The 18,429-nt window shown below is 44.6% G+C and carries 19 protein-coding genes; 4 read left to right on the top strand and 15 right to left on the bottom strand.

The genetic code is table 11. The annotated features are described in order from the left end of the window. The first annotated feature begins 52 nt into the window (after window positions 1–52). Entirely contained in the window at window positions 53–634 is a 582-nt protein-coding gene (locus tag BK127_RS15900) for a TetR/AcrR family transcriptional regulator (RefSeq protein WP_076231830.1), read from the top strand. Between the two features lie 60 nt (window positions 635–694). Here the strand turns inward: BK127_RS15900 and BK127_RS15895 are convergent, their stop codons facing one another. Continuing rightward, window positions 695–2,140, bottom strand: a complete 1,446-nt coding sequence (locus BK127_RS15895) for a discoidin domain-containing protein (RefSeq protein WP_179097500.1) — start codon at window positions 2,138–2,140, stop codon at window positions 695–697. A gap of 50 nt (window positions 2,141–2,190) precedes the next feature. Beyond that, window positions 2,191–2,538, bottom strand: coding sequence for a helix-turn-helix domain-containing protein (locus BK127_RS15890; protein ID WP_083689340.1), 348 nt, complete (start codon window positions 2,536–2,538; stop codon window positions 2,191–2,193). A 911-nt stretch (window positions 2,539–3,449) separates the two neighbouring features. Between BK127_RS15890 and BK127_RS43720 the strand changes: the two genes are divergently transcribed. The 3 genes from BK127_RS43720 (at window position 3,450) to BK127_RS15875 (ending at window position 6,044) form a co-directional block, all read left to right on the top strand. Then, the gene (locus BK127_RS43720) at window positions 3,450–4,181 is read left to right on the top strand and encodes a sensor histidine kinase (protein ID WP_179097499.1); all 732 of its coding nucleotides are present in this window, start codon (window positions 3,450–3,452) and stop codon (window positions 4,179–4,181) included. Continuing rightward, on the top strand, window positions 4,174–4,863 hold the full coding sequence (locus BK127_RS15880) for a response regulator transcription factor (protein WP_076231824.1): 690 nt from the start codon (window positions 4,174–4,176) through the stop codon (window positions 4,861–4,863). The genes BK127_RS43720 and BK127_RS15880 overlap by 8 nt, the downstream gene beginning before the upstream one ends. A 179-nt stretch (window positions 4,864–5,042) precedes the next feature. Then, window positions 5,043–6,044: an ABC transporter substrate-binding protein gene (locus BK127_RS15875; RefSeq protein ID WP_076231822.1), complete on the top strand. Its 1,002-nt coding sequence runs from the start codon at window positions 5,043–5,045 to the stop codon at window positions 6,042–6,044. Window positions 6,045–6,129: 85 nt separating this feature from the next. Here BK127_RS15875 and BK127_RS15870 read toward each other — a convergent pair whose 3' ends face one another. The 13 genes from BK127_RS15870 to BK127_RS15810 form a co-directional block, all read right to left on the bottom strand. Continuing rightward, entirely contained in the window at window positions 6,130–7,215 is a 1,086-nt protein-coding gene (locus tag BK127_RS15870; protein WP_076231820.1) for a Gfo/Idh/MocA family protein, read from the bottom strand. 38 nt (window positions 7,216–7,253) lie between these two features. After that, window positions 7,254–8,360 carry a rhamnogalacturonan acetylesterase gene (locus tag BK127_RS15865; protein ID WP_144026470.1) on the bottom strand — a complete coding sequence of 369 codons (1,107 nt, stop codon included), beginning with the start codon at window positions 8,358–8,360 and terminating at the stop codon, window positions 7,254–7,256. A gap of 27 nt (window positions 8,361–8,387) precedes the next feature. Next, the gene (locus BK127_RS15860) at window positions 8,388–8,762 is read right to left on the bottom strand and encodes a hypothetical protein (RefSeq protein WP_076231817.1); all 375 of its coding nucleotides are present in this window, start codon (window positions 8,760–8,762) and stop codon (window positions 8,388–8,390) included. 2 nt (window positions 8,763–8,764) lie between these two features. Next, on the bottom strand, window positions 8,765–8,971 hold the full coding sequence (locus tag BK127_RS15855; RefSeq protein ID WP_076231815.1) for a sigmaY antisigma factor component: 207 nt from the start codon (window positions 8,969–8,971) through the stop codon (window positions 8,765–8,767). Further along, on the bottom strand, window positions 8,968–9,336 hold the full coding sequence (locus tag BK127_RS15850) for a YxlC family protein (protein WP_076231813.1): 369 nt from the start codon (window positions 9,334–9,336) through the stop codon (window positions 8,968–8,970). Before BK127_RS15850 ends, BK127_RS15855 begins: the two co-directional genes overlap by 4 nt. Further along, window positions 9,317–9,862 carry an RNA polymerase sigma factor SigY gene (sigY, locus tag BK127_RS15845; RefSeq protein ID WP_076231810.1) on the bottom strand — a complete coding sequence of 182 codons (546 nt, stop codon included), beginning with the start codon at window positions 9,860–9,862 and terminating at the stop codon, window positions 9,317–9,319. Before sigY ends, BK127_RS15850 begins: the two co-directional genes overlap by 20 nt. A gap of 588 nt (window positions 9,863–10,450) precedes the next feature. Beyond that, window positions 10,451–11,293 (bottom strand): carbohydrate ABC transporter permease, encoded by an 843-nt coding sequence (locus BK127_RS15840; protein ID WP_076231808.1) that lies wholly within the window; start codon window positions 11,291–11,293, stop codon window positions 10,451–10,453. Between the two features lies 1 nt (window position 11,294). Further along, window positions 11,295–12,194 (bottom strand): carbohydrate ABC transporter permease, encoded by a 900-nt coding sequence (locus BK127_RS15835; protein ID WP_076231806.1) that lies wholly within the window; start codon window positions 12,192–12,194, stop codon window positions 11,295–11,297. Between the two features lie 156 nt (window positions 12,195–12,350). Next, window positions 12,351–13,337, bottom strand: a complete 987-nt coding sequence (locus tag BK127_RS15830; RefSeq protein WP_305954304.1) for a S66 family peptidase — start codon at window positions 13,335–13,337, stop codon at window positions 12,351–12,353. Between the two features lie 99 nt (window positions 13,338–13,436). After that, the gene (locus tag BK127_RS15825; protein WP_076231802.1) at window positions 13,437–14,963 is read right to left on the bottom strand and encodes a response regulator transcription factor; all 1,527 of its coding nucleotides are present in this window, start codon (window positions 14,961–14,963) and stop codon (window positions 13,437–13,439) included. Further along, window positions 14,960–16,669, bottom strand: a complete 1,710-nt coding sequence (locus BK127_RS15820; protein ID WP_256711331.1) for a cache domain-containing sensor histidine kinase — start codon at window positions 16,667–16,669, stop codon at window positions 14,960–14,962. Before BK127_RS15820 ends, BK127_RS15825 begins: the two co-directional genes overlap by 4 nt. 105 nt (window positions 16,670–16,774) lie before the next feature. Continuing rightward, a complete protein-coding gene (locus BK127_RS15815; RefSeq protein ID WP_076231801.1) occupies window positions 16,775–17,590 on the bottom strand; it encodes a carbohydrate ABC transporter permease in 816 nt (271 codons plus the stop codon). After that, on the bottom strand, window positions 17,587–18,426 hold the full coding sequence (locus BK127_RS15810) for a carbohydrate ABC transporter permease (RefSeq protein ID WP_256711337.1): 840 nt from the start codon (window positions 18,424–18,426) through the stop codon (window positions 17,587–17,589). Before BK127_RS15810 ends, BK127_RS15815 begins: the two co-directional genes overlap by 4 nt. Between the last annotated feature and the right edge of the window lie 3 nt (window positions 18,427–18,429).

Here is an 18,429-nt window from a genome sequence, read left to right as displayed (position 1 = left end):
AAACGAATAATAAAATCATACTATACTGATCGATATGAAAAGAGGGTTCCACATGGTACGTCTTCGTGAATTTGATGAGCACAAGGCATTAGAGGCAGCTATGCATGTATTTTGGGAGAAAGGATACGAGGCCACCTCATTAAGTGATTTGACTTCTACAATGGGTATTCAACGACCCAGTATTTACGCAGCATTCGGGAATAAAAAGGAACTATTTGAAGCTGCACTTCGAAAGTATACCCAGTCCCACGCTTCAAGTGTAAGAGCTCAACTTCAAAAGAATCCATCAGTCAAAGATGCAATTCGTTCCTATTTTGAAAATCTGGTGGCACAGGAATACGAAGAGGCGCCTAATCGGGGATGCTTTTGCATTAATACGATGGTAGAGCTCTCCCCTCATGATGCCAAATTTGAAATATTGACCAGAGAGCATCAGATGTATTTGTCCGCCATATTTCAAGAAACGATCGAACGAGGCCAGCAATCGGGTGAGCTCGATCCAGCTGCGAATGCAACCGCTTTGGCGCAGACACTTGTCGTGTCATTAATCGGACTTACTGTGCTCATGAAATCACGTCCCAATCGTGCCTTTATTGACAATTCTGTGGAGTCCATCCTTACTTTGCTCCATTAACCTGTTATAATTACACAAAACAAAAAACCTCCCAATGGAGGTTTGATGAACTGACTAAAGTTAACGCACCGAAATCTGACTCAATAACATGAATAGATCCTCTCGATTAAAAATCCCATCCTGATTGACGTCGATTTGCATAGCAGGACTGCTCATCGTGCGAACGATATCGTCCACACCAATACGATTATCCAGCGTCAGATCAAGTGCTTTGAATGTAATGACAGGTCTGGAAGGAATCGCATTATTCAATTCATTATTGCTCGTTTTGAACGCTCCGCTATGTGCTAAAAAAGTAACCAGGGTTTCATTCAATAATACAGGCGAGGAAAATGTTAATTTGATCGTTTGACGACTGGGATCTATCGAATCATAGACGGCATGAGTTACTGGAATTGGAGCTGCATTGACGATAACTTGAAATTTGTCCGCCTGCATGCTGTACGTCACATCCAGGACCGAAGATAATTTTAACGTTATCGTATTTCCCTCTGCGTTGCCAAAAGCAGATAGTATGCCCACGTTCTTCACACCCGGAATTAAGGCCGTTTCTAACGTTACAATAGCTGCTTCCGCTGCTGCTAATTTACTCAGATTCGTGACCAGACTTTTTTGGCTCACAGTGAGATTAGTGTAGGCGGTACGAGCCGCGATGATAGCTGGCTTGTCCGTTAATACAACAGCTCCCTGAATCGGCAATTGTTCAATTTGCGCCACCATTGCAGAGGCTGCAATCTGATCTGCCACGGCTGCTTCCAGTGCGGCTATGGCTGCTTCCGCCGCTGTTAATTTACTCAGATTCGTGACCAGATTCTTTTGGTTTACTGTGAGATTATCGAAGGCGGTACGAGTGGCGACGATAGCCGGTTTGTCCGTTAATAAGACAGCTCCCTGGATCGGCAATTGTTCAATTTGCGCTATCATTGCAGAAGCTGCAATCTGATCGGCGGATTGATGTAAGAATACTTCAAGCTCAACAAGCCCGGTAGCATAACCGCTTGTGTTGGTAAATACAATTCTTAATTTAGTCGATGTCACTGTATCAAAATTCACTATATTTAAAGTGTTCTCCGGTGTTGCCACGTTATCTACAGCGGCGGTAGGTGTTTCTGGGGTCTTTATTGGATTTGCCGCTTCTACCCAACTATTGCCATTCCAATATTGGACAAGATAGCTCGCTGGAGGAATCACCCCACCTCCGTCATTATAAAAGTATAATTTAGCCTGATTAAACGTTGTAGGTGACCCAAAATCAATAGCCAACCAATCCGTTTCACTCCCGGTATAATAGCTGGTCCATCTGTCACGAGGTTCATTACCTTTGAAGTAAAAAGTGCCATTAACGGCGCTCCATACATTGTCACAGCCGCAGGTGTAGGATGCTGTAGCCTCGGGGTAACCTGTCTGACTCGGATTTAAAGCAAGATTTGGTTCACTTGCTGCATTAACGAGGTTTGATGCAAACACAACGGACAGCAAAATGGCCATTATTAAAAATGCAATCATTACTCCTTTATTCACAGCTGAAATATAAATACCTCCATCCATAGGTTTGATCATAACATAGTCGCAACTTGATTGTGATTAGCGGAATCTTGTTCACGAACGTTTAGTACATGATTGAACAGTAAGGAAAGCAGCTTCCGTGTCGAGCGAATGCCCATCCTTTTCATAATATTGGCAAGATGATTTTTGACAGTTTTTTCACTGATTACGCAATACTCGGCAATTTCGCGATTGGAAAAACCATATACAGCAATCAGTATTAGAATTTCCGATTCTCGCTGCGTAAACTGATTACAATCTAAAAAATCTTGCATAGCGGGACCTATTCTCTGAATCTGGAGCTCATTCAATATCTCATATTCCATACCGTCATTTTCATGAGATTTTCCGTTCCTCATATGACGATTTCCTACTGTCAATAGAGAGCTTCACCTGTTCAGGCTTGCCTCCCCTTATTAAACCGATAAGCAGACATAGAGTCGAAATTAGAAGAACGCCGCCTAGTACATTCCATAAAATCAGAACCATGATCCATGCCTCCCTTGAATTTCTATTTTCATCTGTAATTGCTGAACAGGTCCACAGCTATATGACTTTCCACTGACATAAATCCCAGTCCTTTTGACCTACACCTTATATAGGCACTAGCATCTTTGGGCGACAATACCTATTTAAACACCTATATCTAACCTAGTCTATCATACTCTTCTATTATAGATGATTCTAATGGCCTAACCCAGATGAAGAAATTCACTAGAAAAACAGTATTTTGGTCATATCTCGACATTATTTTCTAAATAATATGACTTAAGTCATGTTTATGGTAAAATAAAGTCATTAGATATTTCACTTCATGTGAGGGTATGCCATGGATACGCAATTAAATAGAAATCTAACTTTAATCTTGACTGCAATTGTACTAGTAGCATCCGTCACCTTACTACTCCATACGACTAATTTTTCTATTGGACTTTGTTTACTAACTTGTACTTTTATCGCAGTCGTCCTGTTTCGGGATTATATCCTGAAGGTCGATCTGCACCGAAGGACTGGCGTTCTATTTTTAGTTTCTCAGCAGGCTCTAGCACTTATCATATGGGTAGTTTCAGAGGACTTTTTTGCACAGGTTTATGTTTTGATTCTCATAGGTGAATTTACTTTTCATCACTCCAGAAACCGTTCGCTTATTTTTACTATAGTGAGCTATATCTGCTGTTTGCTGAGCCTTTGGATTTTCAAACAGTTCCCCCCTTACGAACAAATTTTCTTTGCTTTTCCTCGAATCATCGAATACTTCGCCATTTTTGGAATGAGCTTTCTTGCAAAAATCGCTTTTCAGCAAAAAAATCAATTGGCCAGAGATAATGAACAACTGCGAATCGCCTCGATTGAGTTGGAGCGCAAAGCCATATTACAAGAACGAACACGAATATCCCGTGAAATTCATGACTCGGTTGGGCATACGCTGACATCAGCGTTAACAGGACTGCAAACAGCCGCACATGCTATCGGGAAAAGTCATTATTCGCTTGCTTTGGAAATGATCGATAGAACGAAAGATAATATTCTCAGCGGACTGGACGACGTACGAACCTCAGTACATCTGTTGCGTGAAAACCTCCCGAGTCACCCGTTCATACCTGAGCTTATGGGGTTAATTGAGGAAACAGAAAAGTTGACAAATGTGGAAATTGCATGCGAAATTGATACTACGATTCCAGAATTGTCGCCCATGATCGAGCTAACGATTTATCGTGCACTGCAAGAGGGCATAACGAACGGAATTCGGCATGGTGCCAGCACCTTGTTTCAGTTCTCATTAACCTATGACTCTGCGTACATCCGATTTATGTTAGCCGACAATGGCAAACCTCCACTCCAAATCGTTCATGGCTTTGGCCTGAACGCTATGAACGAGAGAGTTGCAGATGTTGGCGGAAAGCTTGCGATTTCAAGCCACAATTTGGCTGGCGGTGTCACGTTGGAAATAACGATCCCATATCAAGCAAAAACGATCGAGCGGAGTGAGCAACTTGTCTAAAACAACCATCCTTATAGCAGACGATCAACCTTTAATCCGTGATGGTTTGGCGGCCATTCTAAGCATGGAGGACAACTATGCCGTAGTAGCCAAGACAGGTGACGGAATAGCCACACTAGCACAGGTACAACTGCATCGTCCTCAACTAGTATTGATGGACATCCATATGCCGAAGCTGGATGGATTGGAGGCAACCAGACAAATCAAATTGCAATTTCCTGAGATTAAGGTGCTGATATTATCAACCTTTGAGGATGAAGACTACATATGGGAAGCGATTCGTCATGGAGCAAGCGGCTTTTTGGTCAAAGGCATTGAGACTGAGAAGATGCTTTCTGCGATTCAGGACTGTATGGGTGGGAGAATCAATTACCCTTACAGCATTCAGCTGCGACTTGCCCGGATGCTCCATTCTTCCGAGCAGCATAAAAACCGATCGTCACAGGACAATATGGCACCAGCTTACCCCGATCAACAACACGATGAAAAGTTGAATGGCTTGTCGATCCAGGAACGCAACATTTTAAGGAATCTAAAACAAGGAAAGTCCAACCAAGCTATCGCTTCAGAATTGTTTCTGACAACTGGTACCGTAAAAAATTATTTGAGTACGATTTACAAAAAACTGAAGGTTTCCAGCCGGTCTGAGGCCGTCGCCTATCTTCACGAAAATGATCTTTAATGAGTTCATATTCATATCACATAAGTCTCGGATTAAACTTGATTCCTGAACCAGCGCTCCAGAATCTGATTTAGCAATTGACGTGGCCCTTCATATCCCTTATTATTTTAATGATAATGATAACCATTATCATTTTTCTGTTTGTTAAGGCCATTTACTTTTTCAGAGGAGAGACATTCATGCTATCATTACTGAGATCTACCCGTAGTCCGTTGCTGCTTATAGTATCGGTTATTCTATTGTTCATAGCAGCAGGCTGCGGAAGCAATCCCCAACAAACGACCCCAGTCGCAGCCACACCAGCTTCATCAGCAGCCGCTTCAGCACAGGCTGAAGCCCCACGGGTAATTAAACATGCTATGGGAGAAGAAACCTTAACAGGTACGCCGAAGCGCGTTGTTATTCTGACGAATGAAGGAACAGAAGCGCTGCTTGCAGTCGGCATTAAACCGGTTGGCGCCGTCAAGTCCTGGTACGGAGAACCCTGGTATGATCATATTAAAGCCGATATGAAGGATGTCACTGTTCTAGGTGATGAATTACAACCGAATATTGAACTGATCGCCAGTCTTAAGCCCGATTTAATTATTGGCAATAAAGTCAGACAAGCCAAAATTTATGATCAATTGAAGAACATCGCTCCTACCGTATTCTCAGCTGATTTATCAGGGGACTGGAAAACGAATTTTAAGCTGTATACAGAAACGGTGAACAAGAAAGCCGAAGGTGAGAAAGCTATAGCAGCGTTCGAAAAACGTGTTGTGGAAGTAAAAGCCAAGCTTGGAGCTAAGGCAGCTACCCAAATATCGCTTGTACGCTTTTCCGCTGCGGAGGTCCGTATGTATCAAAAGCAAACCTTTGCGGGTCTACTTTTGTCTCAGCTTGGATTTGCCCGCCCTGCCTCCCAGGATAAGGACGCCTCATTTGAAAAAATGACCAAGGAATCGATCCCTAGTATGGATGGTGATGTCCTGTTCTATTTTGTAACTGAAAATACCGGTAAGACAGATGCAGCCAATGTGGCCGATAATTGGTTAAAGGACCCTTTATTCAAAAACTTGAACGTGTCCAAAGCCAACAAAGTCGTAAAAGTTAATGATGTGATCTGGAACTCGGCTGGCGGCATTCAAGCGGCTAACCTGCTTCTGGATGAAATCGTTACCTACTTTGAAGTAAAGTAAGCAGCGTCATATTGTTAATAAGAAATGAAAAACCTCTCCATCCGTCCGATCTTACGATCAGGGGATGAGAGAGGTTTTATTATGGTTAGTCGATTATTGCCCACGGCTGCACGTCCGTAGCGACCACTCCGCCTGAAGCAATCGCCTGCTGAATCATCAAACCGAGGTATTGATCCTGCGACGCTTCCCGCAGTCCGTAACTATTTGGACCACCCGCCGCATATTCAGCCATTCTGGCCAAACATGTTGCGATTGCAATTTCATCATCATTCAGACGCGATCCAACAAAAGGATTGTGATACATCCACTGATCACCGGCCATGATCCCTTGCAGGAAATAGCCTTCCAGGTTGCCGTTTTCTCCTTTATTAATCCGTTTAAAATCCAAATACTGCGGTGTCGCATAATCAGCCAGCACGCTAATGCGCTGATCCACAATTTCTCCCCGCTCACCTCTTACACTGACCAAATTGGAACGAACCCACGACCTGTATTGATCATTGCAAAAGTCATAAACGCCAAGCTTGCCATCCTCAAATTCAAGCCATGCCATATCCCGTTTAGACTGAATGAGCGTTTCTTCAGTAGGAGGGCCACTTCGTGTCGGTCCGCCCATTAGCGGTGTCTCATGCCGCATCGCACGAATCTTGACCTTCCCATAGCCGGCTCCCAGCAGCTTACGCATCAGATTCATCCCATGATAATCATGGGCGGTTGATACATAAGATTCCGTAATTGTACCCAGTCGCCCCGATTCCACAAAAGCTTGCCTTGCCGCATGGAGTGGCTGATCATGATACTGCTCGGCGACCTGGATACGGGCTCCGCTCAGCGTAAGCTCATGCAGTCTGAGCAGTCCTTCCACATCCTGGGCAGGTGGCGTTTCTGTCAAAGCCGGTATACCGCGTTCTGCCAGCTCAAACAGGAAGTCAGGACATACCGTACGCGCTACCGATACGACAACAAAGTCCTGCTGCTCCTTCTCCAGCAGCTCTTCCAGAGTACGATATGTACGTACGTTCCACTCCTGCTCAATGAATTGTCCCTTGTCCGGGTCTCGAACGACCAGACCGGACACCTCAAAGCGTTCAGGCAATTCTTTGGCAATGCGCAGGAATGCTTGTGTGCGGAAACCACCGCCGATGATACTGAATCTAGCCTTTTTCCCCATTGTTCGTAACCCTCCCTTTACAATTGTAATGCGGTGTTTTAGTTTAAAAACAGCATCAGCGGATTAAGCTGGGCTTGCCTGATCCCTTCAGCTGCGAGCTTGGCAACTTCAATCGCACCCCGCTCCTGAAAATGCGTATTATCAACCGAACCCGATGGGTGGTTCGGAAATTCGCCGGGCACCGACCAAAGGAATAGCCTTTTGGATCGCTCCGCGCCATAAGCCTCATAGAGCTTTCGCGTTTTGTCGGCAAGATCAATAACCGGAACCTCCTCGGCCTCACCCAGCTCTTTAACCGCTTGCAAATACTCTCCATGCGTGTTAATAATCAAGCCATTTTCGTCAAATATTCGACGATGAACCGCTGTGACCAATACGGGTAACGCGCCCCGTTCACGTGCGCCGTCGATATATAATTTTAAGAAGTGCTTATAGGTGGTAGCAGGCTCGGTACGCCGTTCCAGATCCGGCTTTTGATCGTTATGCCCAAATTGGATAAACAGATAGTCGTTCGGACGAATAAGCTGCAGAATGGCTTCCAATCGTCCTTCATCAATAAAGCTTTTAGAGCTGCGACCCGATTTGGCATGATTGGCTACCGCGGCTGAAGCATTCAGGCAGTGCGGTAGCATCTGTCCCCAGCCCGCATAGGGATAACCCTCGGCCTCCTGATCCGTGACAGTAGAGTCACCAGCCAGAAATACGGTCACAATCTGGGAGGACGCTGCAATCTCCAATGCATTTACCCGCGGCGCAATGCCTGAGAATGCCAGAATGAGCTGTCCCCCACTTACATGTACAGCGAAGCTGCGCTTGATGAATTGACCTGCTGCGGTTTGCAGACGATGAAGCAGCAGACGGCCCTCACCCGATTTGACGGTTGTCTCCGTAGCCGTTAAGGTATCGCCGACCATCAAGGTGACATGATAATTGCCGTCAGGGACATCGACGATAAAAGCCGTATTTAAAGGAATACAAAAATCTCTGCGCAGCCTACCGGCTTCTTCTCTGTCAATGGCATACACTTGATTCACATCTGTAAAGCCATACCCCAATGATACATCATAGGAGGATTCTGCCCCAATTTTCACATAGCTGTTCTCCGCTGGCCCCAAACCAAAATCAAACTTAAATACTGATCCCACAGTACGTTTCCTCGCCATCATCTAAATTTACTGCTGCATGCCCCGGTTTTTTATATACTCAAGCCTGTGCTCTGCAATAAGCCGTTCGGTTTCGACCGGATTTTCAATTTGAAAAACGACCTGTTTAAACTCATGATCCCTCAATTCAAGCACAACCACATCATTATGATTTTCATAGGATATAAAGCACCAATGGCCATCAATCAAAAACCGACCTTCCCTCACATCAGCGATCGAAGTACCTACACGAAATTGAAACATGGATAACTTAAAATCGCTGACCGATGCCTGAATGATCTCGGTGTACGGTATTTCAACTCTGCGTCTTAGAGCCCCCACACTCGTTAATCCGGTTAAATGCAAAATCAGCATATCCTTCGTAAATTCGACAGATCTTGACATATTCATGTCCTCCTCTTAAAAATTTTACGTGCAAACAACAAATAAATCAATGTTGGTAAAGGAAATTGAAACAAACCCCATACGCCCCAGAACCACGGGTACAATCCACGCTTACGCGCATCGTAGAACAGCCAAATACTTTGCGACAACAGGATGGCACCAAGCAAGATCCATGCCCAAATCGGCACCTCCGAAGGCTCCAGCTTCATGCTTCCACCCGCTTTCTGAGCAGCGTTACCAGTACAAACGGAACAATTAGAACCGCTATCAGCTGGATGATGAGAAATATAGCGGGTGCCCAGAGGGTCAGTGATATAAATAAAGACAATAATATAACAGCAATTATCACAAACAAACCGAGCTCGAGAACCAATCTCTTGCGGTTCACCGCTTGTCGCTGTTGGATCTGCTGCTGAAACCAGTCAAGCTCTGGTGTGAATACATGGATGTGCTGATCCAAACCGTCCCAACCTTCACGAAGCGCAGCAGTAATCGCTTCATCCTCTACATCAAGCAGCTTATCAATGTCCGTATTGGACCTCTGGTGGTGATTGTCAGTCTCGGACTTCTTCATGCTCATTAAGCTCCTTTCGCAGATTCCTTAATCCGTTGTGGATCCGGGATTTGACCGTTCCGACAGGCACATCCAGCATATCGGCGATCTCTTCCTGGCTGTATCCATAGTAATGCTTCAAAATAATCGGTACCCGAATATCGCTCGACAGCCTATGCAGGGCATTCAAAACATCAGACCATTCACCCCCGCTTTGCGTTAGCTGCCACTGTAGATTGCGGACAGACTGAAGCTGCTCCTGTTCCTGCCAATTCCGTTCACGTTTCTTCTTTCTGAGCTCATCCATATAAAGTCGTGTAGCAATCGTGATCAACCAGGAGGAGAATTTCGACTTTCCATTGTAAAGATGCAGCTTTTCCATGGAACGCATCAGTGCTTCCTGTGTCAAATCCTCGGCCGTTTGCACATTCATCGTGAGCTTGATCACATACTTTAATATATAGCTGTAATGCTGTTGGAATAGCTTCGACAGCGCAACACTATCGCCTTTTTGCGCTTGGTAAATCAGTTGCTGTTCGTCCGTCATCACGAGCCATTTCCCTTCGACTATGTTCGAAACACCTATTATACGACTGAGATGGCATTAAAGTTCACTGCCCCCCAAAAAGAAAAAAAGAAGCCGCGGCATGTTCCAGCCTTCAGCCTCTTCATGTAGAATTTCACCAACCCTGACGTGCAAGCAGCGATGACAGGAAAGTCAATGCCAATCCTTATCCCCAACCCTGCAATCGCTTATGCGGCACATTTCTGTAGCTTTCAATATCACGCTCTACAACTTTATCTATCACTGCACGAATTTCGTTGTCATCAAATTGCAACGTTGGCATTATTATACCTCTCATGCTTAAATCCAATACTTCAGTTTGCTCTTGCCCTCAGCATTTGCTCTAAATATTGTCCTTGCACTTGCACTTGCCCTCTATCCCTAATCTTTAAAGCGAGGTAAGTACGAAGCGGAGTGGTCATAATGTTCTGGAGAAGCGTAGCGCTCGCCTTTGTTCACGGGTTTTCACCTATTAATCTTTTACCTAATGAGAAAACCCGTGAACAACAGCGATCGTAAGAACACTATGGCCGCGCAGCCACCCGCACACAAACATACCTCCGCTTTACCTTACTTCAATCCACTCGTACTAATACCCTCAACAATGAATTTTTGGAAAATAAAGAATACGATCAGTATCGGCAAGAGCGACAGTGTCGACATGGCGAACATACCACCCCAGTTGTTAAGCGAATCGCCATCGAGGAACAGCTTCAGCGCTAGAGAAACCGGATATAAGGTAGGCTTGTTCAAGTACAGCAACGGATTGATAAAATCGTCCCATTTCCAATAGAAGGAGAAGATCGCAGATGTCATCAATGCAGGAACAATCAATGGCACAATAATCCGGAAAAAGATCGTATATTTGTTACAGCCGTCCATCTTTGCGGCCTCATCCATTTCTGGTGGAATCGTACGGATAAATTGCATGATCAGGAATATGAAGAAAGGCATCCCGAAAAAGCTCGGTACAATAACAGGTTTAAAGGAACCTAACCATTCCAGCTTTGCAAACATAACGTATTGCGGGATAACCGTAACATCGTGCGGCAGCATCATAGTGAACATGACGCAGGCGAACCAGAAGGATCTGGCTTTAAACGGAATTCTAGCAAGTGCATAAGCGACAAGGCCTGAGGAGACAACAGCACCGATTGTCGACAAAATAACGATGATGAACGAATTCTTAAAGAACGTGGTGAACGTGTTGCCGGCAAAACCTTTCCAGCCGGATGTATAGTTGACCCATTGAATACTGCTTGGAATCAGGTTATAGGCTGTTGAGAATACTTCACTACTTGGTTTAAGGGAGCTGGCTGCGAGCCATATGATGGGATACAGCATAATAAGAGCCAATCCGCCAATGAATACATGATAAAGGACTGCTTTTACTTGTCTTGTGCTGGATGTCATGTTATTTGTCTCCCTTCGACTCGTAGTGAACCCAATATACAGATGATTTGAAAATAGCGAGAGCGAGTAAGCCGATCAGAATGAGCATCACCCATGCCATTGCGGAGGCATATCCCATTTCAAAAAATACAAAAGCTCTTCGGTACAAATACAGGGAATATAAAAGTGTATTATCGAGCGGACCGCCCTCACCTCTTGAAATAATGTAAGCCGGGGTAAAGGTCATAAAGGCGCCAATGGTTTGCATGATCAGGTTGAACAATACAATTGGGCTAAGCAAAGGCAATGTGATTTTGAAAAAGCGGTGAACCGCATTCGCTCCGTCCACACCCGCTGCTTCATAGTAGGAAATCGGGATATTTTTTAGACCTGCCAGAAAGATTAGCATCGAGGAACCGAATTGCCAAACTGAAAGCGCTATCAATGTCCACAAAGCAGTTCCCGGGCTTCCGATCCAAGAGGTATCTGATTGAATGCCAATGACACCAAGCATTGAATTCAAGAGCCCTTTATCGCCAAAAATCTGAATCCACATAATCGAAACCGCGACACTACCACCGATCAAGGAAGGAAGATAGTAAGCAGAACGGTAAGCACCAATACCACTGATTGCTTTATTAAGCAGTATAGCTACGAATAATGCAAAACCCAGTCGCAGCGGAACACTTGCAAATACATAAGTAAAGGTGACCTCCAGGGACTTCCATATTTTATCGTCATCCCACATTTTCTCGTAATTTCCGAGCCCGATCCAAGTTGGTGATTCCATTAAATTGTATTCGGTAAATGAATAATACAAGGAAGATACAATCGGAAATAAAGTGAAAATGAGAAATCCGAGTATAAACGGAGCTGCAAACACGTATCCGACAACATTGTCCTTTTCCCACAGCTTAGTCATGAATTTCAACCCCTATACAAGTAGTATGCAGTATGTGTTGCTTTCCTATATATTCTATTATAAAGATTTTGAGAGGGTTAGGAATTTAAAAAACCGTCCACTTTGTTCAAAATACAGACTCTTGACACCATTCTGCTGCCCTCGAATTAGTAGATATCAAGTATAGGACATAGTTATGCTTCCCTTCCCTGCTCTGCTGGATACATAGGTGAAAGCCCCATTTACCAGTGTCAGCTGAGGTGGCACATGACCAATATCCACCTCATAAATGACAGGTATATGCAAATCATCAAATACTTGATGCAGCGCATCCTGCAATCCAAAGTCTTGTGTAGGGGAATAGCCTGCTGGTCTACCGATAAGCACTCCATTCGTATTCTCAAACCAACCGCAATGCTTCATTTGCCACAAATGCCGATACAGCTCAGCGGCATTCATTTCACAGCTTTCCAAATACCACACCATTCCAGTTTCATGGCAATACTGCTGTGAGAACTCTTGTACAGGTGCATAACGAGTACCGATCAATATCGATATCGTATCGAGACAGCCGCCTATTAATCTTCCAGTCATCTGCTGTTCGTAGGTTGGATCGTCTTCCTTACCAAGAATCTTCCATACCGTGGGTGTATCCAGATTAAAGCCCGGTTTGGGGAAGTCCCAAGATGATTGGTATAAATCTGAAGATACTTGCTCGACAGATTCATTGGCACCAGTACCCAGGACCGCTGCCCATCGCGAGCTGATAACACCTGGCGTAGCAGAGCGAAGATCGATATAGTTCGTTCCATGTGCTGTCGCAAATCCGGTTAATAATGTATACGCAAACAAAAATGTACTGATGTCCGAATATCCAAGAATCCACTTAGGCGCAGTTGCCTTCAACAGTTCCCAATCCAGCAGCGGAAGAATTTCCATCAAAAATTCACCACCCCAAGGAGGAATGATAGCGCTCACATGTTCATCTAGTAAAAAGCTTTGCAGTTCCTGCGCTCTAACCTTCTTCGAAGCACTGACACATTTATGCTGAGACCAGATTGTGTTTCCTTCCACAACCCTGTAGCCAAGCTCCTCTAACACACATTTAGCTTGTTTAAGTACATCATGCAAAGGTTTGCTAACCCCGCTGGAAGGGGCTGTGATTGCTATTAAATATTTCCAGAGTGAAAGCTACTTCATAATTTGTAGTACACAATCATTACAAAAAGACTTATACGTCTCTGCGCATAAGTCCGGATTCCATTAATAGGATTTAATTTGCTCTTTCGTCTGCGTCTCTTGCTGCAGAAGCTGTTTTCTATAATCGGAAGGATAACAGCCCGTATGTTCTTTAAATAGCTTGGTGAAGTGCCGAGTGCTGAGGTAACCCATTTGCTCGGAAACCTTTTGTACCTGGGCATTGGGCAAGGCGAGCAATTCCTTCGACTTGAGCATGCGGATATGGGTGACATATTTGATAAAGGTCGTACCTGTTTTTTTGCGAAACAATGTGCTCAAATAATTGGGTGTTACATTTAACTCCTGGGCAACCTGAGTAATACTAATATCCTGCATATACTTTTGCTCAATATAGGCGATTGACATATCCACAAGCGAGCAGCCTATCCCTTCCCCACTGCTGAGAAGCTGCTCGCCATGGCGACTCAAGCCATCTTTCCAATGTGAGAAAGTTTGTGTATGATCCAGCTTGCAATCCAGACCTACGTGGATGAAATCGCAGATTGCAGACTTTAAGGTGCTTAAACAGCTTTCTTCATGCTTATGGGACCAACGCTCCAAATCAATTACCGTTTTGGCATATGTCATGTAATCCTTCTCTTTATAGCATTGATTCAGCCTGAGCAGAATGGCTGCCAGCTCTTCTACGCCCTCCTTGGAGGATAATTTGGCTAATTCAGCCGCAGAAGAGCAGCAATTAATTCCATTCACGGCGCGCAGCGGGCCCCAAGCCTGCAGCTCGTCAAGCCGCTCCAGCAGCACGTTACAATTCTCACACTCCTCAGAAAAGATCGCGGTAATCGCTATGCGGTTGTTCCCGTCTTGATGAACCGCTTCCTTCAGATTGGTGAGCAGCTGCTGGACCAATGTGTTCGATCTACAGTGATCTGCCTGATTCCATGCCGTAATAAATGCGGCTCCTCCCATAGGCATCAGGATGAAAACTCCATAAACCCCGGAAGCTGAATAGGCATCCATCGAGCACCGAAGCTTATCTAAGTACGGTGATCGTCCAACCATTTTTCCTACATCGCAATGGCTGCCATCGTTATAAATCATCACAATTTGAAACCGAACGTGCGGAATCATACTGTCATCGGGTAGCATGTGAACATCCGTTAATCCATGAACGAGGGAAACCAACTCATTTTCAAACCGTTTACCCAGCAGCAGCTGTCGTTTCTGCTTTTCCTGCGAGGATTTGATTAAGGCTTCCTCCAGATCCTGAGGACTGACTGGTTTGAGTAGATAATCAACCGCCCCACGTTTCAATGCCTCCTGTACATAGGAGAAATCTGAATAACCAGACACGATAATCCAGTACGTATTCGGCGAAATGATCGAGCCCTTCTCCATTGCCTGTAATCCGTTCAGCAGGGGCATACGAATATCGACAAGTACGATATCGGGCTTTTCCCGCCTAATCAACTCCAACAGCTCCGCACCATTCGTGGCTTCTCCAGCTAGCTCCCAGGCCCCCTCCATTTCTACGATCATGCTGGTTAAGCTGATCCTGACCAGGCTTTCATCGTCAGCAATGACAATCCTCATAGTGTTCCCCCCTGAACAGGAATATGAATGGTTATCGTCGTTCCTTCAAGAGGCTTACTGTATATAGATAGTTCCGCATGCTCATAGGCCAAATGAAGTCGCTCTCTGACATTGGCCATACCGATATCCACCTTCTCATTTACCTTATCCTGTAAGAACCCCATTCCATTATCCGCAATCACTATTTCCAGCATTTCACGATCACTTGCACGCAGCCAATGGCTTTCAATTCTAAGCAGACAGGGCCGATCCATCGGCTCGATTCCGTGAATAATCGCATTTTCAACAAGCGGCTGGAGCAGCAGCTTGGGCAGCCGGATCCCATGCACATCTGCGTCGGATTGAATATAAACCGTTAGCTTATCGGAGAACCGAATTTGCTGAAGCTCGCCGTATTGGCGTAAAAACTGCAGTTCTTCTCCAAGTGTCGTCCAATCGTTATGCTCCAATATGTACCGCAGCATGCTGCTCAGGGAAAAGATCGCTTTTTCCAACAGCTTGCGATCACCCATCCGATTTAATCCAATAAAGCCATTCAACGTGTTGTACAAAAAATGAGGCTGGATTTGCGATTGCAGCGCTCGATATTCGGCATTGCGTTTGCTTAAAACGGCTTTATATTCACTGTCAATCAGATCACCAAGCTGATCGATCATCGTATTGAATGCGGCACCCAGCTCCGAGATTTCATCCCTCCCACGAAAAGAAAATCGGGTTTTCAGATCTCCTCGCTGCACCCGGCGCATAACGAGAATCATTTCCTTGAACGGTTTAATGATTGCACTCGACAAGACAAAGAAAACCAATAAGGTCAGTACGATACCGCCTCCAGCAAAAAGAGCACCCGCCGCGTACATCCAGCGCACCTTTTCCTTAAGCTCTGTATTGGACAGCAGCACAACAACCGTCCATTTGGCCGTTGATATTTGCTTGGACACGACTACATAGGAATCTACGGTTTGACCATTCGGCCCTTCCAGAATCGCCTTCTCCTCCAACTCTTTGGATAAAGGATGCGTGGAATAAATCAATTTTTCGTTATCATCATAAATAGCGATAATCGAGCTTACATTAAAGCGGATATCACGAACAATTCGCTCCAGCACCACCGTATCGGCATCAGCCATAATCACAGCCAGCGGCTGGCTTGAATCCGGGTCCTTAATGAGTCGTGCTACCGAAAATACTTGGGTAGTAGTGCGGTACTTCAAATAATCCTGCGGATGCACACTAATAAAACTGACCCTTCCATCCGCTTCAAGCGCCTTCTTGTACCAATCCTGCTTCGTAAAAGGGAAGTTCTCCGTGGCTTCATTCGCATTCGTTAATGAAGTTACATAGGCAGAGCCATCAAAAGGCAGAAGAATGGTGCCTAAAATATCTTTTCTCGTGTTTTTCAGGAAAATGGGGAGCGTCCCCGTTAATGATTTTTCTGTTAAGTATTTCGTATAGAGCTCGGTCTCGCTCGTTTCACTTGCCTTTACCTTCAGCGCTTGCATCACTTCGGCGCTCCAGTATGGAGCTACCGTTAATCGCTCCAAATCTTCAAGATACGTTTCCAAATTACCGGAAAGTGTCGTTAAAGTCCCTTCTGTCAAAGCCGTGGTATCCTCCGAAATCAGACTGTGAAAGTAGGATGGCATAGCCCAGATAATGATTAGCACCGGAACAATGATCGATATGATGAAGAGCATCGTCAATTTCATTCGTAAGGAATACGCAAGCCTCATCGATAAATTCCCCTTTGTTGGAAGCGATATCATTTCCAACATTATACGTCATCAGCCACCCCTCCGTATATTCGAAATGCATTACCCCTTAATGGCCCCCGAAGAGAGCCCGTGTATAAAATATTTTTGTAAAAACAAGTACAGAATCGTCATCGGAACAGCACCCATTAATGAACCTGAAGCGACCCACCCGATGTTGCTGTTGTATTGACCAAAAAAGGCTGAGAGAGCAACGGTTAATGTATGCACCTCTGTTTTTTGCAGAAAAAATACAGAAAATGAATAGTCATTCCAAACCGCGACTCCCGTTAAAATAATAACCGAAGCTGTCACCGGCTTGAGTAAGGGCAAGATGATCCTGAAGAAAAGACCCAGATGACTGGAGCCGTCAATCATCGCCGCTTCGTCCAGCTCTCTTGGAATGGTACCAATGAATCCGCTGTACAGGAAAATCGTGATCGGCAGGTTAAAAGTTACATGCAGCAGTACGATGCCCCATAACGTATTCAAGGCATGAAGATCCACGTACAGCTTATATAGGGGGACCAGTATCGTCAGCGGCGGAACAATCAACGCAGAAATAAACAATGTATAGATGAATGAATTCCATTTGGTTTTATAGCGAGCAAGTGGATAAGATGATGCAGCGCCAAGAATAATAACGAGGAGTACACTCACAAAGGTGATGATCATATTATTCATAAAAGCGCTGCCCAAATGGGCCTGCTCCCAAGCTTTGTAGAAATTATCGAGATATAGATAGCCGGGCAATATCCACTTGGAGCTTGGATCATCCACGGCTTTGAAGGATGTTGTGATCAGAACATAAAAGGGAAGAATGTGCAGCAAACAGATCAGAATAGATATATATTTTAAAGGCTTCGATATCGTACTCATGATGTCACTTCCTTTCGACGAAGGAAATACAGCGAACCGATACTGATGATGGATATGATAACAAACATCAGGTTACCCAATGCTGCCGCATAACCCGCATCCTGTCTGGCAAAATAAAGCTGATACATCAATGTCGATAACGATGCGGATGCATAACCCGGACCGCCGCCTGTTAAGGAAACGACCACATCAAACAGCTTAAAGCCGCCTATCAGATTCAAAACAATGTTGATAGTCACAGATGGAGCAAGTAAAGGCCAGGTCACATGGATAAATTGGGAAAACTTCGTTGCACCATCAATTTGAGCGGCTTCGTAGTAATCTTTCGGTATGGTTTGTAAGCCTGCCAAAAAAATGACCATCGCGATCCCCAAATACTGATATGTGTTAACGAAGGTAATCAACCATACGTTGATTTTGTCATTGGCAAGCAAGTTGATCGGTTCATTGGCAAATAAAAGAATAATATCATTAAGCGCTCCACCGTTATATTGGAAAAAGAAGTACCAAATATACCCCATAATTAGCGGACTGATGATGACAGGCAAATAAATGATGGTACGCGTCAAGCCGCGCATACGTATGCTTTGATTTAACAGCAGTGCGTACATCAAGCCTACCAGGTTTTGAAAAAATGTGCTGCCTATACCATAAATAAACGTATTTTTGATTGTATTCCCGATAATCGGATCCTTGAACATCCGTATATAATTATCCACCTGTACCCAGCCATATTCCTGTGAGTAACCATCCCAGTTCGTAAATGAAATTTGAATCCCTTTTATAAAAGGGTATAAGATGAACACACTAAACAAGGCTAACGCTGGAATGTACATAAG

This window comes from Paenibacillus sp. FSL H7-0331 (assembly GCF_001956045.1).
The sequence above is the reverse complement of the archived record's forward strand: the minus strand, read 5'-3'. Positions and strand labels throughout refer to the sequence as shown.